A 15,203-nucleotide genomic window follows, 5' to 3' on the forward strand; every position below is an offset into this window, starting at 1 on the left:
AAATAAATTTTGTTAAAGCACGGTTGCCTAATCCTGCTCCCTCATGCGCAGCAGCAACCTGTCTTTCAGGGTGGAGAGGAAGCCCGTGCGGTCTTTGGTCTTGGCTTTTAGTTCCATGTAGGTGTGGTAGAAGTCGCCGAGGTCGATGTCGAACACATATTCAAAATAGGCTACAATCTCCTTTATATCAACCGTTCCCTTGTTCAGACAGCCGCAGGCGTCCAGTGCATAGACAAGCTCCACCAACGCCCTTTTCGTCCCCGTCCAGCGCAGCACCTTTCCCGTGAAGCCGTTCTTCACCCGCTTGCGCTGTTCCCGGCGTTCCAGCTCGTGCAGTCGGTTGGTGAGGTATATTTCCAGCAGTTCGTTGGCTAAAATCTTGGCTACCTTGAAGTCGTGACTGGTGCTGAACTGTGGGTCTGTTTCGTAATAGAAACTGTCCACAATGATTTGTATGTCAGGCTTCCCACGCATGAAATACTGCCTGTCCAAGTAGGTGGCTTTCGTGCGGTGGTACTGGTAGAACGCCAAGTTCCGCTGGAACGACTTTGAAATCCGGTCGGTTTCCGACAGCAGGTAGTCCCGCTGCACGTCCTCGCTGCCGCTGGGGAAGCGCACCTCTATCTTGTAAACGGTATTGTAATAGATGATTTTGCTTGCTAAAAGCGGTTTCAGTTCCTTGAAGAAGTGTATTTCTTCCTCCGTGCTGGCGAACGGGTAGGAGATTATAAAGGTTTTGAGTTCGCCCAGTATCTCTTGCAGGTAGTCCACGCACAGGCGGCAAAGCGTCAGCGTGTCCGCTGCGGTGTCCTCGTATTCCTGTATCTGCCATTCCACTTTTTGAAGCAGTCCGGCGAAGTATGTTTCCAACAGTATCTTATGTTCCATAACCTTGTGCTTATCTTTTATGAAGCACAAAGTTACGGGCATAAAAAATCTGTTTTATTCTTGATTTTTCACATTACGTTCTTGTAACTGTGCATTTTCTTGTTTCCTGCGCTTTTCTGCGTATTTCTCCGGGGGTATCTAAAAGATACGCCTTGCAGAAGTCGTTCAGGTTCGATGTCGATGCGAACCCGGTGGTGAACGCCACTTCGGTAAGCGTGAGGTTTGTGTTCAACAGGTAGTGTTCCACGTCCTTTACCCGTTCCTTTATCACCCATTCCTTAGCCGTGTACCCGGTCATTTTCTTTACCTTTCGCCGGAACGAGCCGTATTCCATGCCGCATTTGTCCGCCAGTTGCTCGGCATCATAGACCATGTAGCCTTTCAGACGTACCATTTCGGTGAACGTCTGCCTGCCCAGTTCCGGCAGCATCCGTTCGGCGTGGCGCAGCTCCTTTTCCGTCACCAGCAGTCGGTTGTCCCTTACCGGGTTTCTCCGCAGCAGGTGGAAAGCGTGGCATACCGTGTTGTACACGTTGCATAGGTACTGCCGCCCCGGTCGCATCCAGTGGAGCGCATCGCAGTAGGCGGTCAGTTCGGGTATGTCGTCCCGCTTGCGGTGCTGTTCCGCCAGTTCGTCCAGTATGGCGTAACGGGTGGTGGACATACCCAGCAGGATGATGATTGCCTTGTAGTCCTTGTATGCCGCCAGTGTCGGCGTTTCCGGCAGGCTTTTGAGCGTGTCGCACACGTGGGCGCACAGCCGCCCGTCCTTGCTGAACGGTTTAAGTTCCAAGTAGTTGTCCATTTTCCGGCTGTTGTGCAGCAGCCATGTTACCTTTTCGTCCAGTTCCTTGCAGGACGCTTCCAGCTCCGCTTCGGGAGCGGGAAGCAATAGTGATGTAATACGTTGTTCCATATCTGAATAAATTGATTTGTTTCCTGTACGTTACCCGGTAGCCCATAGCCAGACCTTTTGGATTAGCCGCCAAACCACGTGATAAAGGAACATGGCGGCAAGCATAAGAAAACCTGCCCGCAGGAAATATTCTTCAATGCGTTGCCAAACGCTCGTTTTTCGTTCGGGCATCAGTATGTCCGCCACTTCCTCAAAGCTCTTGCAGGCGAAAATCACTTGCCGGAACTCGTCTGCGCTGTTCCAGCATTCTTCCTTGAACCACCGTGTCTTGGGGTATCGTTCCGCTACCAGTTCTTGCAGTTTCCGTAACGGGAACGGTTCGGGGTCGTCCCCGTACTCGTATTCAATGGAAATCACTCGTCCCTGCATCCTGATGCAATATCCCAATATACCTTGCCACTTCACTTTGTGCGCCCTCTTTTCAACATATTTCGTCCCGGTTGCATCCACAACAATGTAGTTCTTCCGCTTCTTCAACAACTTGGTATTGGTCGTTGTGTACAGTTCTTCCTTGCGAAACACGTATATCATGTTGCCTTTGGGGGCAAAACTGAATATCGGGTATTTTAACTTCGTTTTCATCTTTCAATACCCCCGCCAAATCTTCAATAAAATATTTTTAGAGGGGCAACATCTGAACAATTCTGCCAGTTCCTCAAAACTCTTGCATCTGAATACGGTCTGTGTGAATTCATCTGCGTTTTCCCAAAGCCCGGAACGATATTCTTGTGTTTTTGGGTATCGCTTAACGACAATCTCCTGTAATGTCCGTAAAGTAATGCGGACGGGATTTTCCTCGTATTCATTCTCTATTTCAATAATGCCGCACTGCATACCTATAAATCCACGTATGCCTTTCCAGCGGATGAAATGGGCTGATTTTATTGTGTACATCATACCTGAAGCATCTACTACAATGTTCTTTTCACGTTTGTTCCGCTTGAACCATGTTATACTTGTGGTATTATATGTATTCTCTTCCCAACAAACATATACCACGTTGTTTCGGGGAGAGAATGAAAATATCGGGTATTTTAGTCGAGCTTTCATTGGGAATAGTTTACTGTTTTATAAAAGCAAAATAAAGCAGGGTAACACCTACCACAACCCCGAAAAAGATACAACCTGTAATATTGAAAGCCCAATCGGGGTAATGGAAATCAAGTTCTTCATAAGGAATGGCGGCTTTCTTTATACATCTGTTCCATACCCATATCAGAACTTTTCCAAATCTCTTTACTGTGATAAGGCTACTCATATTGTTAATGGTTTGGTGAGGAACAACGTTTAGCTGTTATCTCGACCTTGTTAGCAAAATATTATACCCATTCTAATATTGGGTTAGGTCTATGAACAAAATACTGTCTATTACCCGGAATTGAAAATGTTATTCCTGTAATGCGATTTCGTTCAAGTTCCTCTTTTAGTTTGTCAGATATATAAATCATCCATGAAAAGTAGGGTATTTGAAACAAATCCATTGAAAAATCAAAAGAACGATTAAAATATATCCTATCAACTTGTTCAAAATTCCAATACTCCTCAGATAAAGTAGATATTTGTTTCTGATTTTTTTCTCTTAGCTTTGCCGTTTCAGACAACTTACTTATCATTTCCGATATAGTTTTGTTATGTATAGGCAAGTTCTCTACATCTTTTCTATCTCTTACTAAGTGATATTCTCCTGCTTTTGTTTTTATCCGAATATTAGATTTTTCATAATCAATCATTCCTAATATATCATTTTGAATATAGGTAAAGTCATAATGTAGAGCATAATAGTTGGCATCTACTTTATTCCTTTTTTTAGGCATATAAACATCTACATTAAAAAAACGATGTTCGGGTAAAGAACAAAGTTCTATGATGTTTTTGACCTTTTCGGATATACACAAATGCTCTATCGGGCTGAAAATAAAATCATTCAGCCTATTAAATTCCACATCATCATAAATCCTAATTTCAAGATTTAAATCGGGAATTTGTTCAGGATACGCACCGTTTTCTTTGATATATTCTCTCAAAGAGAATTTCGGCTGCTTTTTCCAATAGTTCTTTGTAAACTCCGCAGAACTTGTGTCCTCTACTTCTAATACATGGTATTCTTTGTTCATAGACTTTCTGTTTTTGCTAATGGTTAGCAGGGAACGGCTCGTCCGTTATCCTGCGTTGTTAGCTGTATTTTAGTCAAAAGTCATGTAGCACAAACAGACTTTTAACAAGATAATTTTCTACTGTCCATACGGCATAATATCCGCCTGCACCGTCACTGTTCTGCGTGCTGATGAACAGTGAGTTTCCTTTACCCAATGCCACGACAACATTGTTTCGGCTCGGTTCGTATAGATGTGTTATGTATGCTGTTGGAAATTCCAATATTCCGGCAGGGTGCTTGACGGTGACAGATGCGTATTCTTCATGCGGAATATTATCATCTATGCCTGTCAAGTCAGAACAACCGTCAATACTCCGAACAAAACCTGCTTCCAAATCATAAACAATGGCATGTTTTTGTGGATTAAAATTTTGGAAGTCTATCTTTACAGTTAATGTGTCGTTGGCATATACAAGGCATTTATCTGTGCTTTGCGGCTGTTTCTTCAACTGTGGCAAATCTGCCAAATAACGGATGCGGCTTTTATGGATTTCTCCTATATGGGTATTTCCATTCGGGCAAGTCTTGGTTATGCCCGTTTCTGCTCCATACTCTACGCTATGCCATTCTTTATGGCTCTTTTGTGCATCCCAATCGACAAACACATGATTATCCAATAATTTGCCTATTACTGTTCCACTTGTATCACGTACATTTACATATCCGTCCGCATCCTGAATGACACCGAAGAAACGCTGTTGTGCTTGTATAGGCAAGCAAAACAGAAGTGCCGATATGTAGAAAATAATCTTTTTCATGCTTCTATTACAGCTAATGGCTTGACAAGGAGCTGCGTTCAGCAGCTATCTTGGCTTGTTATCAACATTTATAATTACTTACTCCCATATTATTTCACAAAGAGCCAGCTTGTTATCTTCATTACAGATAAATGCCCGGTTATTCCAAACATCTAACACTCGGAAAGCACTATATCCACGAGGCATAACGAGGTCAACTAAAGTACAATCAGAAAGGCGTAATAGTTTTTGCTTGCCTTTCCATTCATCTGTTTTGAAAATGGAAGATAAAATTAGCCAAGTTCTATCCCCTGAGAATTTACCTCGCATCCCATGTTTTCCGGGCAAACGGCTTAAATTGTCTTTACCCCACAATTTATTTTTAAACAAGCCGTTAAACTCCAACTCTATATACCAATAATATCCCATTCCAACCAAACCTGCCGGATTAATTGTGCTGCTTTCCAAAAAAGCATATAAATGTCCAGCCTGTTCTTGCATAGAACCTATCAGAGGATAGTTATAATTGAAAACTGCTTTGGAGAAATCTCCATTCGCTTTTGTCACCGAATCAAGATGCGCCTGCCGAGTTCCAGCTTTGTTATATACACAAGAACCAATGTCAGACCAACGGGCAGTCATTGTTGCAAAATTGACAGTCAAAGTTGTGAAACTATTTGTTGCTTCCAAAACCCTATCCACTCTACATACAATAGGAAATACATCATGTTCTCCAGTAACAGCTATTGGCATAGGTATGCCTCCGGCACACCAGTTATCCATAGAAATAGAAGTCCAATCACCATTTATTTCAGATAACCACCAAAGAGTTTTGCTGGCTCCACAAAGAAATAATATTCCGTTATTACAAGATAAAAGTACGGGGTCTTGCACTTCTTGGGGTTTTGGAGTGGGGATAAATTGGGAAATATCTCCTTTTATCCATAGCACTCCTTTCGACTTTTGCTGTGAATGATAAACAGAGAATACAATTTCATCTTCGCTACGAACTATCATCCCTTTGCCGCCAAGTGGACTATATTTGAAAGAAGTGCCAGACAATTCAATTCCGCCAAACTCCCAATCTTTTATTATTTTCAGTTTCGCTTTCATGATTAAAATTCCGTTTTTGTTGATAATTTATTTATAACCGCACCTTATGGTGTCGTTCCTACATTCCTATAACTGCACCTCACGAATTATCCAGTGTATCAAGAGGATTAGGGATTTTTGCTTTATGGGCACTTGACACATGAAGATAAATGGTTGTGGTCTTGATGTCGTTGTGTCCCAGCAATTCCTGTATCGTGTGCAGGTCTGTTCCCTGTTCCAGCAAGTGTGTGGCAAAGGAGTGGCGCAGCATATGTACGTGTACACGGTGTTTGATGCCAGCACGATGTGCGGCTTCTTTCAGCACTTTCACCAATGCACTTGCCGAATATTGCTCTCCGGGTGTTTCGCCCTCAAACAGCCATTTTTGTGGACGATATTCCCGAAAGTAGTGCCGTAGTTCTTCCAGCAATTTGGGTGAAAGGAGCGAATAACGGCATTTCTTCCCCTTGCCCATAATGCGAACCGACATTGTTTCACTGTTGATGTCCTGCGGGGTCAGGTTAAGCAATTCGCTTCTTCTAAGTCCGGCAGAGTAAACCAACGAAATCATGCAGTGATGCTTGATGTTGGAAATTTGTGCAAGGATGCGCTTAATTTCATTCTTGCTCAACACTTCGGGCAGGCTCTTGTACTCTTTGGCACGGGTGATACCGCCGTAGTATTGCCGTTTGCCGCCTTTCACCTGCTCGTAATAGAACTTGATAGCATTGATGCGCATATTCTGTTGCGACACCGAGATTTTCTTCTCGTTCACAAGATAGAGTATGTACTTGTTGATGTCCGGCACTTTCAGGCGGTCGATGTTCCGTCCCTTGTGATATTCCATGAAATCGCTGAAATAGGCACGGTATGTTTTGACTGTCGAGGGGCTGTAACGCTTCTGTTCCAGCAGTTCGAGATAGCCTTTCGGCAGTGTGTATTCCCTTTTAGGTTTGGGATGCCGCACGTAAATCCGGCTGTAATCAATATAGGCGTGGGGTGAATAGCGGTCGTAGAAATCCGGCAGGCTGAAAGCGGCTGACGCTATGTATGCAGAACCGTTGCCAGCCATTTCCATGCCCGTGTCTTGGGCGAGCAGTTGGGTTACAGCCTGACTGTTCGCATATTCTATTCGTATGTAGTCTGCACCGTCCCTTGTTTCTTTGTGTAGCACGATGCTTCCTCTTTGTTTCTGAACCTTATCCATGTCGCTGAATTTTGCTTCATGCTCCAAAGATAAAACAAAAACGCCACATTTTGAACATACGTTCAAAAATAATAGAGGTTAAAAAAACAAAACTGTATCAGGCTTTAAGCAGCGAATAGATATAGCGAAAGTTTTCTGCCAGTTCGTCCACGTTCAAACCGTTCAGAAATGCTTGTTCGTATGACAGTCCTAAAAACATTTGCCGGAACATGGTAGCCGTTTTCCTCACGTCCGTGTCACTTCTGATTTCCCCGCTTTCTTTTGCTTTCTGCACGACTTTCGCCCACAGGTCATGGTCATGGCTGAATACTCTTTCGATTTTCTGCCTGATGCCCGGATAGTACGTACGCACTTGTGACAGGAAATGAAAGTAGTAGAAGCTGGGGCTACAATCATGTGGGCTGTTATTATCGTCAATCAGTTCAACAATCCTTTTCATGGAAGCGGCTACCCCCGCCACGTATTGCCCGATGAACTTCTCCAACGTATCGGCAGGAGTTTCAAACTTGTTTTCCGGTTCGTGCATTTTTAACACGTATTTGTCTGCCACAGCCATGAATAAATCCAGCTTGTGCGGAAAATAATAAACGATACCCGTTTTTGTCACTCCGCAGGCTTTGGCAAGCGTGATGATGCTTGCTTTCTCGTAGTTCATCCTGACAAATACCCCAAATGCTTTATCTATTACTTCTTCACGGTTAGTTATTATCATACACGTTTGTTTTTAATCGGTTACGAAGATACGGATTTTGTTTTAACCATTTGTACCCCAGTGCTTTTTTTTAGTGCAAGGTGCAAGTATATATTTATATATATAGCTTGCACCTTGCACTAATCCAAAAATATTTATTATCAGATGTTTGCGAGTTTCAAAAGAAAGCCGTATCTTTGAACCCGAAAGTTAGGCAGACAAACAGCGGTCAAAGTTGGACAGGCTTAACGGTTGAAAATCGTTACTGTTTCGTTACCTATTTGAAATTTTGAAAGCAAAGTAGCTGAAATATAAGCGGTTAGAGTTGTAGGTTCAAAACCCTGTCTCTCCGCGAAGCAGCATAAAAAGCTGCTTTTTTTATTTTATGGAGGGCTGTATGTTCTCCCAACCTTCCCAAAAGGAGAGATGCTCGAGTGGTTGAAGAGGCACGCCTGGAAAGCGTGTAAACCCCTAAAGGGTTTCGCGGGTTCGAATCCCGCTCTCTCCGCAAAAAATCTTTTTACATAATAATTGTGTAGACGCGATGAAAATGCTATCTTCGCACCACTGTTAACAAATGACTGGTGTGAAGAAATGAAGAAGTGTTTTTATCTCATTGTGACCTTATTGTGTGTTTCTCTGTCTGCTGCAGCCACTCCGATATCCCGTATTAAAGGGAAAATTGTGGATGCCGGTACCAATAAGCCATTAGATTTTGCAGACGTTCTCCTTTTTAAGAAAGGAGATAGTAATCCTGTATTCCATGCCCTGCCTGATATGGATGGGAGTTTCGGAATCGCAGATGTGAAGAACGGAGAGTATAGCCTGATGATCCGGCTGGTAGGGTACGACCTGTTTACCCGCCCGGATATTGTGCTGGCATCTTCATCGGCTGTGGTCGATCTGGGTACGATCCCCATGAAACCTCTTGAAGTAGGGCTGGCTGAAGTGGAAGTAGTCGCCCAAAAGAAACAGGTGATCTATAAACTGGATAAGAAGGTGATCGAAGCCTCCTCCAATATGCTGGCTAGTGGCGGAACAGCTGTCGATATTCTGGAAAATACCCCGTCGATCCGGGTGGATGCCGAAGGCGAAGTCTCTTTTCGCGGAAGTACCGGATTTACCGTTTATGTGGATGGCAAACCAAGCGTATTCAGTGGTACACAGGCATTGGAGCAAATCCCTTCCGGCCATATCGAAAATATAGAGATCATAACGACGCCATCTGCCCGTCATGATACAGGCGGCGATGTCGGTATCATCAATATCATCACCAAGAAACATGCGCAACATGGTTTCAGCGGGATGGTCAACCTGACCGGAAGCACATTCCTCTCCAGAGGCGTAGACTTTTTACTTACCCAGCAAAATAAAGCTTCCCGCCTGTATTTTGGTGGAGGCTGGACGGATCGTTTGCGTAAAAGCCATTTCGACCAGGAAAAGACAACGATCGTTGCCGATACGGCGACTACCTCGCATTCCAATGGCCCACGCGAAAGTAATAACTTCAACTATTCGCTGAAAGCGGGTTGGATGTACACATTGCCCCATACCACCTTCAATGCGGATCTGGAAGGCGGTTACGGAGGTCGTACCCGGAAAGGGGATCTGGATTATACCGAGGTGCGTATGGTTGAAAATAAGCCTTTTGCCAACGGCGATTATTACAGCCGCGACGACTATGACCTGCACGAAACCTATTTCCAGGGAAGCCTGGGCTTCGACCATAAGTTTGATGACAAAGGCCACCAGCTTACCGGTAGTTTTTATCTGAAATACGGAGGAGATGCTATGGAGTATTTCCAGAGCGACCTGTTCAACAAAAACAATGAGCGTGAACAGGGACACCGTGCCTGGGAAGACGAACATCGCTGGACTGTCCGCGGAAACCTCGATTATAATTACCCGTACAGCAAAACCGGCCATATTGAAGCCGGCTATCAGTATTTCTCTTATCTGGAGGACGGCGATTACAGTATGCAGTTCTGGAGCCCCGAAAAGCAGGAGTTTTACTGGCGGGATGATATCTACAATACTTTTTATTTCCAGCACGGAATAAACTCCATCTATGCCATTGTCGGCGACAGCTATAAATCATTCGATTTCCAGGCAGGCGTGAGGGGCGAACATACCCATCGCGTACTTCGCAGCTCTATCCCCGGAAAGGATCGCGAATATAATAAGTTCGAGTTTTTCCCATCCGTACATCTGGGATATACTTTCCCGAAAGATCATAAACTGATGGCTTCCTATTCCCGCCGTATCACCCGCCCGGAACTCTTTTTTATGGAGCCGTATATAACTTACCGCGACTACTATTCTGCAGAGATCGGTAACCCTGATATCCGTTCGGAGTACATCAACTCCTTTGAACTCAACTACAAAAAGAATATCGGTGAACACACCGTTTCCGCCACTGTTTTCCACCGCAGCCGTAAAGACAAGATCGAACGCCTGCGTGTCCCTTACGAAGCAGGAGTAACGCTCGATTCTATGGCTAATGTCGGCCACGATTATTCTACGGGATTGGAACTGAGCGGTCAGGTTCAGCTGACCCATTGGTGGAATATGAACCTGAACGGCAGCCTTTACCATTATAAGGTAAAGAACCAGTATAAGCTGAATGGCACGAACGAGAAAAGTACCAATTACGATATTATCTGGAATAATGCCTTCGATCTGGGTAAATCGACCCGTATCCAGCTGGACGGTAACTTTGTCGGCCCCTCCGTGACAACGCAGGGACGTACCGACGCTTTCTGGTACATGAACCTGGCAGTCCGCCAGCAGCTGATGAAGCGTAAATTGTCGGCCACACTCGCTTTCCGCGATGTGTTCAACTCGGCCCGTTATGTAAGCAAGATCACTACGGCCGACCTGCAATCGATTACCCGTATCCGTCCGAACTATCCGCTTATCACGTTAACATTGAGCTATACGTTTAATAACTTCAAGGCAAAGTCTACCCAGAAGAAAGAGGATCACGACCTGTTTGAAGGTACCAATCATTAAGCAAACCTCCTTTCATTTTGTTATATTGGATGATAAAATGAAAGGAGCCTATGTATAATGTATCAGTAAAGATTAAAAGACGGGAGTCTGCGGAAGCGGGAAAAAGAATGCCGCTGTATGTACAGATCATTTACCGTCGTAAAGTCCGGAAGATCCAGTTGCCTTATACTGTTTCCGGGGAAGAATGGAAGAAGGAGAAGGAAAATGTCGAAATACCCGGCAATACAGTTCGTGATCGGATGGAAGAACTCTGTTCGATTCGGGAACAGTTGAACCGCGATTGTGGCACGATCCGTTCCGTGATCCGCTCGATGGAGAAGCAAGAAATTCTCTCCGTGGATGAAATTGTAGCAACCTGCCGTGAACGTTTTGCCGTTTCCGACTTCCAAAAGTATGCAGAATATCTGATTACCGAATTAACTGCCGAAGGAAAGCTCGAAACTTCCCGGCATTACCGGAGCACTTTAAACTCGTTCATGCATTTCCGCCGGGAGCAGAGTCTTAGGCTGGACGAGCTCGATCCGGCTCTGCTGAGGGCTTATGAGTCCTGGCTCTATGCAGCCGGCCTTTGCAATAACACAGTCTCATTTTACTTCCGCATCCTCCGTGCCATTTGGAACCGTGCGGTAAAGGATGGGCTGGTGGAGCCCGACACGACCTTGTTCAGTAATGTACATACCCGGATCGAGAAAACCCGTAAACGCGCTGTTGAAGAAAAAGTTATTCAGCAACTTATCGCGTTGGAACTAACCTTGTCGCCCGATCTCTCATTGGCACGCGACCTCTTCCTGTTTTGTTATTATGCCCGTGGCATGGCCTTTGTCGATCTCGCCCATTTGAAGCGAGAGAATCTGAAAGGGGATAAGCTTGTCTATTGCCGGCAAAAAACCGGACAGCAGTTGCAGGTTCGTTTACTCCCTGTAATGAAGAAGCTGATCGCCCGTTATCGTAATATTTCCGGGCCCTATCTGTTTCCTGTATTGAAAAGTCCTAATTCTTCCTATCTGGAATATACAAGTGCACTTCGTTTACAGAACAAACGTTTGAAAAAGTTGGGCAAATTAGTCGATGCCGATCTCTCTACCTATGTAGCCCGTCATACATGGGCTAGTATAGCTTTACAAAAAGGAATTTCAGAGGATATAATTTCAAAGGGCATGGGGCATACCTCTGTTAAAACAACCCGTATTTATATAGCTGATTGGGATAATGCTCAACTGGATCGTGCCAACGAAATCGTGATTTTAGGTAAAGGCCATTATTCAAAGGATAAATACAAGGATGCTTTTTGAATGGATTCTGTCTCTTGGTAAGAGACGGAACGGGGAGGAACGTTTGTGTTAAAACTTCGCAAATGTAGCAACTCTTTTTATATAAAGCAATTATAACAAGGCCTTTTTTGACATGAGTAACCTTAGTATTCATGCCTTTTATGAATATTATTACTATTATTAAGAAAGAAGCATCATCATTTTTACTTCTATCTTATAGCTTCATGCCTGTATTTTGATGCGACTTGTGTACTCTTTCTTGTTGATAATCCGCTGTTTATGCATTGTTTGCCAATATGAGCCCTCATTCCCAATTTAATAAAACGCGGGACTGACTGATAAACAAGCTTTATTTATACTTCTGGTTGTAATTGCAATCTCTTTTGTTTTCTGATTGTTTCCTCTGAAACCGATTATCACATTTAAAATCCTACCTGAAAGCCTGATCATTCAGATATTTCTTCTTCTACTGATAACCCTGTTCCGTCTCTTACCAAGAGACAGAACGATGTCGAAGGTTGCTAAATCTAGTATTAGTATAATGTATAGGGTTCTCTATCTATCGCTTTTTTGCATGGGTCTTTTGTTCTTTCCTCTTCAAGTGGCGGGACAACAGGTTGCTTTGAAAACAAATGTACTGTTTTGGGCAACAACGACTCCTAACGCCGGAGTCGAGTTTGGTGTAGGCCGTCGGTTTACGGTAGACGTCTGGGGAGCCTACAACGCCTGGAAGTTTCCTAATGATATGAAGTTGAATTTATATCTCATACAACCCGAAGTGCGCCTCTGGCCCTGCCGTAAGTTCGAAGGGCATTTCTTTGGGGTGCACGGACATTACGGGCATTTCAACTTCGGGCAAATCCCTTTTCTCTCCGGACTGAAGAACCACGTGCTGCGGGGCGACCTCTACGGTGGCGGTCTCACCTACGGCTATCACTGGGCCCTGGGCGAACGCTGGGGGATGGAAGCCATGATTGGCGGGGGGTATGCCTATATGAAATACACCAAATACCGTTGTGCCGAATGCGCCGAGCCTGTCGGTGCTTATACCCGTAGCTATTTCGGGCCTACCCGTATCGGCTTCTCTATTATTTACTTCTTACGCTAACAAATCCGGACAAATGAAACATATCCTACATTATATATATGTATTACTTGCCGGACTTGCCCTTCTTCCGGCAACGGCACAGGGCATCCGCATTTCTTCGCAGGAATTCTCCATTCGGAACGACAGCCTGCAGATCGTTCTTGAAATGGATCTGAACGATGTGCATGTCAATAGCCTGACTGCCGTATCCTTCACGCTTGTTTTGCAGGCGGTGGAACGGCAGGATGTGGCGATGGAGTTGCCGCCTGTCGTTGTCACCGGCAGCAAACGGTTTCGCTTCGAACGCCGGGAGCGGGCACTGATCTCCGGACAAGCAGCGGCAATCCCTTATCTGGTATTGATAGACAACCGTAAGACTGTTTCCAAAAATATAAAGTACCGCCTGTCTATACCCTATGCTCCCTGGATGCAAAAGGCAAGGCTGCTGCTTCGTCAAGAGCTGAAAGATTGTTGCGACCTGCAACTACTGGGGGTCGATACGCTGGCGCGTGTTCCCGTGCTTGACACAGGATCGCAAGAGAACAAGCCTCTTCCCGCCGGTAAAAGGATGGCCACAGTTGATAGAGGGGATAGTGCCCATGCGGTCCCGTGTCAAGCACGGGAACAGGGCTGTGCTCCAGTTAGTGCTCCGGTAAAGCCCGTTCGGAAACCACGCGACACCGAGAGCCTGGTGCTCTATTTCGATTATCCGATCGGTAAAGACGATATCCATCCTGATTTAAAGAATAACCGGTATGAGATCGATAAGATCGACCGGCTGTTTGCCCCGCTCAGGCGGGAGCACTTTGTGTCTGTTCGGAGCATCCGCATCTGCGGGTATAGCTCACCCGATGGCAATTATGGCAATAATGAGCGGCTGGCGGGAGCCCGGTCGCGTTTCTTCTCGATCTATCTGCGCAGTGTGTACGGCATTCCCCGCGGGCTGGTGGAGGTATCGTCGGTGGCGGAAGACTGGGAAGGTCTGGTCGATTTGCTGGATCGCGATCAGCCCCCTTACCGTGAGGCAGCCTTGCGCGTAATCAGCCGTTACGGTGTTTTCAACGGGCGTGAAAAATATTTGATGGAGTTGCAGGCTGGTATTCCTTATAAAGATATGTTGAAGCATTTCTTTCCCCGGCTGCGTCGTATCGAAGTGATCGTGCGCTACGAGGATGATAAAACGGAAGAAGAATGAAGAAGATACCGGAGATAGTTTACACGCTGCTGGTGGTAGTTCTGTCCGGCTGTACGTTTGGCGACGAGCCGGGCGTCTGTCCGTATACGACACGGCTCGACTACTGGTACGCGGGTAGCAGTAGCGACAACCAGTTGTCGGTCTACGTAGATAATCTCCAGCAGTATCTTTTCGACAGCGAGGGAAAGCTGCTCGGCACCGCTACGTTGCGGGGCGACAGCATCAGCAGCTGGCAAAGCAACCTGAAGGCAGGCGATTACACCGTTGTCCTCTGGGGCAACCTGGCAGAAGACGGGAGCGACCGTCTGGAGGTGCAACAGGCGGCAGACTGCCGGCTGGGTGATATGACGCTGAGTGCCGCCACCGCCGAAGCCCCGCCGGGCTATCGCGGCAATACGGGCCGGCTCTACTACGGCTACCTCTCTTTCCATGTGGACGAAGGGGAGATGTTTCGCCGGCGGGTCTATCTCTCGCACGCCCATGCTTCGCTGCATGTGACGGTGCAGTGGATGGCCGACGCCCCGGCAGAGGGAGGAACTTACCGGATGCGTATGAAAGGGCTGCCTTCGGAGTACGGTTTTGGAAAAGGGTGGGAGAGTGAAGTGTTGACGTCGGGGGGTAACTATACGGTGCCTTATATCGGAACCTCGCAGGTCAACCACGAGACGCGTGCGGCGATGAATTACGATGGCGAAGTGACGGGCGAGTTCGTCACCTTCCGCTACACTTCCGGCACCCACCAGCTATGGAGTCTGTGGCGCAACGACGAGCGGATCGTGGGCGACCTCGATCTCTACCGCTTCTTTTCGAAGAAGCCGATGAATATGGATCAGAACATCGAGCAGGAGTTCGAGATACTGGTCACCGTCTATGAAGACAAAGTGATCGTCTCCGAAGTCACCGGTTCCGACTGGGACGAAGGGGGAGCGATCGGATAAAGAAGAAACAGATT

General features: G+C 45.9%; 16 protein-coding genes and 1 tRNA gene. 6 read left to right on the forward strand and 11 right to left on the reverse strand.

Annotated features, from left to right (window positions below; all coding sequences use genetic code 11):
• Positions 1-27: 27 nt before the first annotated feature.
• The 11 genes from HMPREF1536_RS19140 to HMPREF1536_RS19185 form a co-directional block, all read right to left on the reverse strand.
• Positions 28-930: an RteC domain-containing protein gene (locus tag HMPREF1536_RS19140; RefSeq protein ID WP_009291861.1), complete on the reverse strand. Its 903-nt coding sequence runs from the start codon at positions 928-930 to the stop codon at positions 28-30.
• Positions 931-961: 31 nt separating this feature from the next.
• On the reverse strand, positions 962-1,756 hold the full coding sequence (locus tag HMPREF1536_RS19145; RefSeq protein ID WP_233426428.1) for a helix-turn-helix domain-containing protein: 795 nt from the start codon (positions 1,754-1,756) through the stop codon (positions 962-964).
• Positions 1,671-1,850, reverse strand: coding sequence for a hypothetical protein (locus tag HMPREF1536_RS28245; RefSeq protein WP_225608096.1), 180 nt, complete (start codon positions 1,848-1,850; stop codon positions 1,671-1,673). Before HMPREF1536_RS28245 ends, HMPREF1536_RS19145 begins: the two co-directional genes overlap by 86 nt.
• The gene (locus HMPREF1536_RS19150) at positions 1,835-2,386 is read right to left on the reverse strand and encodes a hypothetical protein (protein ID WP_028729539.1); all 552 of its coding nucleotides are present in this window, start codon (positions 2,384-2,386) and stop codon (positions 1,835-1,837) included. Before HMPREF1536_RS19150 ends, HMPREF1536_RS28245 begins: the two co-directional genes overlap by 16 nt.
• Before the next feature lie 3 nt (positions 2,387-2,389).
• Positions 2,390-2,854 carry a hypothetical protein gene (locus HMPREF1536_RS19155; RefSeq protein WP_028729538.1) on the reverse strand — a complete coding sequence of 155 codons (465 nt, stop codon included), beginning with the start codon at positions 2,852-2,854 and terminating at the stop codon, positions 2,390-2,392.
• A 10-nt stretch (positions 2,855-2,864) separates the two neighbouring features.
• The gene (locus tag HMPREF1536_RS19160; protein ID WP_028729537.1) at positions 2,865-3,062 is read right to left on the reverse strand and encodes a hypothetical protein; all 198 of its coding nucleotides are present in this window, start codon (positions 3,060-3,062) and stop codon (positions 2,865-2,867) included.
• A 61-nt stretch (positions 3,063-3,123) separates the two neighbouring features.
• On the reverse strand, positions 3,124-3,918 hold the full coding sequence (locus tag HMPREF1536_RS19165) for a hypothetical protein (protein WP_028729536.1): 795 nt from the start codon (positions 3,916-3,918) through the stop codon (positions 3,124-3,126).
• Positions 3,919-3,991: 73 nt separating this feature from the next.
• Positions 3,992-4,717 carry a hypothetical protein gene (locus HMPREF1536_RS19170; protein ID WP_028729535.1) on the reverse strand — a complete coding sequence of 242 codons (726 nt, stop codon included), beginning with the start codon at positions 4,715-4,717 and terminating at the stop codon, positions 3,992-3,994.
• A gap of 78 nt (positions 4,718-4,795) precedes the next feature.
• Positions 4,796-5,809: a hypothetical protein gene (locus HMPREF1536_RS19175; protein ID WP_028729534.1), complete on the reverse strand. Its 1,014-nt coding sequence runs from the start codon at positions 5,807-5,809 to the stop codon at positions 4,796-4,798.
• A gap of 79 nt (positions 5,810-5,888) precedes the next feature.
• Complete coding sequence (locus HMPREF1536_RS19180; protein ID WP_028729533.1) at positions 5,889-6,995, reverse strand: tyrosine-type recombinase/integrase; 1,107 nt, start codon at positions 6,993-6,995, stop codon at positions 5,889-5,891.
• A 97-nt stretch (positions 6,996-7,092) separates the two neighbouring features.
• On the reverse strand, positions 7,093-7,707 hold the full coding sequence (locus HMPREF1536_RS19185; protein WP_028729532.1) for a TetR/AcrR family transcriptional regulator: 615 nt from the start codon (positions 7,705-7,707) through the stop codon (positions 7,093-7,095).
• A gap of 399 nt (positions 7,708-8,106) precedes the next feature.
• Between HMPREF1536_RS19185 and HMPREF1536_RS19190 the strand changes: the two genes are divergently transcribed.
• From HMPREF1536_RS19190 to HMPREF1536_RS19215, 6 genes are all read left to right on the forward strand, one after another.
• A tRNA-Ser gene (locus tag HMPREF1536_RS19190) sits at positions 8,107-8,194 on the forward strand.
• 86 nt (positions 8,195-8,280) lie between these two features.
• Positions 8,281-10,698, forward strand: a complete 2,418-nt coding sequence (locus HMPREF1536_RS19195; RefSeq protein ID WP_028729531.1) for a TonB-dependent receptor — start codon at positions 8,281-8,283, stop codon at positions 10,696-10,698.
• 50 nt (positions 10,699-10,748) lie between these two features.
• A complete protein-coding gene (locus HMPREF1536_RS19200) occupies positions 10,749-11,990 on the forward strand; it encodes a site-specific integrase (RefSeq protein WP_028729530.1) in 1,242 nt (413 codons plus the stop codon).
• A 553-nt stretch (positions 11,991-12,543) separates the two neighbouring features.
• On the forward strand, positions 12,544-13,077 hold the full coding sequence (locus tag HMPREF1536_RS19205; protein ID WP_044193184.1) for a DUF3575 domain-containing protein: 534 nt from the start codon (positions 12,544-12,546) through the stop codon (positions 13,075-13,077).
• 13 nt (positions 13,078-13,090) lie between these two features.
• Positions 13,091-14,251, forward strand: coding sequence for a DUF3868 domain-containing protein (locus HMPREF1536_RS19210; RefSeq protein ID WP_044193247.1), 1,161 nt, complete (start codon positions 13,091-13,093; stop codon positions 14,249-14,251).
• The gene (locus HMPREF1536_RS19215; RefSeq protein ID WP_028729528.1) at positions 14,248-15,189 is read left to right on the forward strand and encodes a FimB/Mfa2 family fimbrial subunit; all 942 of its coding nucleotides are present in this window, start codon (positions 14,248-14,250) and stop codon (positions 15,187-15,189) included. Before HMPREF1536_RS19210 ends, HMPREF1536_RS19215 begins: the two co-directional genes overlap by 4 nt.
• The last annotated feature ends 14 nt before the right edge of the window (positions 15,190-15,203 follow it).

It is taken from the genome of Parabacteroides gordonii MS-1 = DSM 23371, assembly GCF_000969825.1.
Lineage (GTDB): Bacteria > Bacteroidota > Bacteroidia > Bacteroidales > Tannerellaceae > Parabacteroides > Parabacteroides gordonii.

Coding starts and splice junctions, on each gene's coding strand:
- HMPREF1536_RS19210 (WP_044193247.1), top strand. CDS start 13,091: ATGAAACATATCCTACATTATATATATGTATTACTTGCCGGACTTGCC.
- HMPREF1536_RS19185 (WP_028729532.1), bottom strand. CDS start 7,707: ATGATAATAACTAACCGTGAAGAAGTAATAGATAAAGCATTTGGGGTA.
- HMPREF1536_RS19140 (WP_009291861.1), bottom strand. CDS start 930: ATGCCCGTAACTTTGTGCTTCATAAAAGATAAGCACAAGGTTATGGAA.
- HMPREF1536_RS19195 (WP_028729531.1), top strand. CDS start 8,281: ATGAAGAAGTGTTTTTATCTCATTGTGACCTTATTGTGTGTTTCTCTG.
- HMPREF1536_RS19170 (WP_028729535.1), bottom strand. CDS start 4,717: ATGAAAAAGATTATTTTCTACATATCGGCACTTCTGTTTTGCTTGCCT.
- HMPREF1536_RS19205 (WP_044193184.1), top strand. CDS start 12,544: ATGGGTCTTTTGTTCTTTCCTCTTCAAGTGGCGGGACAACAGGTTGCT.
- HMPREF1536_RS19215 (WP_028729528.1), top strand. CDS start 14,248: ATGAAGAAGATACCGGAGATAGTTTACACGCTGCTGGTGGTAGTTCTG.
- HMPREF1536_RS19155 (WP_028729538.1), bottom strand. CDS start 2,854: ATGAAAGCTCGACTAAAATACCCGATATTTTCATTCTCTCCCCGAAAC.
- HMPREF1536_RS28245 (WP_225608096.1), bottom strand. CDS start 1,850: ATGGGCTACCGGGTAACGTACAGGAAACAAATCAATTTATTCAGATAT.
- HMPREF1536_RS19180 (WP_028729533.1), bottom strand. CDS start 6,995: ATGGATAAGGTTCAGAAACAAAGAGGAAGCATCGTGCTACACAAAGAA.
- HMPREF1536_RS19175 (WP_028729534.1), bottom strand. CDS start 5,809: ATGAAAGCGAAACTGAAAATAATAAAAGATTGGGAGTTTGGCGGAATT.
- HMPREF1536_RS19160 (WP_028729537.1), bottom strand. CDS start 3,062: ATGAGTAGCCTTATCACAGTAAAGAGATTTGGAAAAGTTCTGATATGG.
- HMPREF1536_RS19150 (WP_028729539.1), bottom strand. CDS start 2,386: ATGAAAACGAAGTTAAAATACCCGATATTCAGTTTTGCCCCCAAAGGC.
- HMPREF1536_RS19200 (WP_028729530.1), top strand. CDS start 10,749: ATGTATAATGTATCAGTAAAGATTAAAAGACGGGAGTCTGCGGAAGCG.
- HMPREF1536_RS19165 (WP_028729536.1), bottom strand. CDS start 3,918: ATGAACAAAGAATACCATGTATTAGAAGTAGAGGACACAAGTTCTGCG.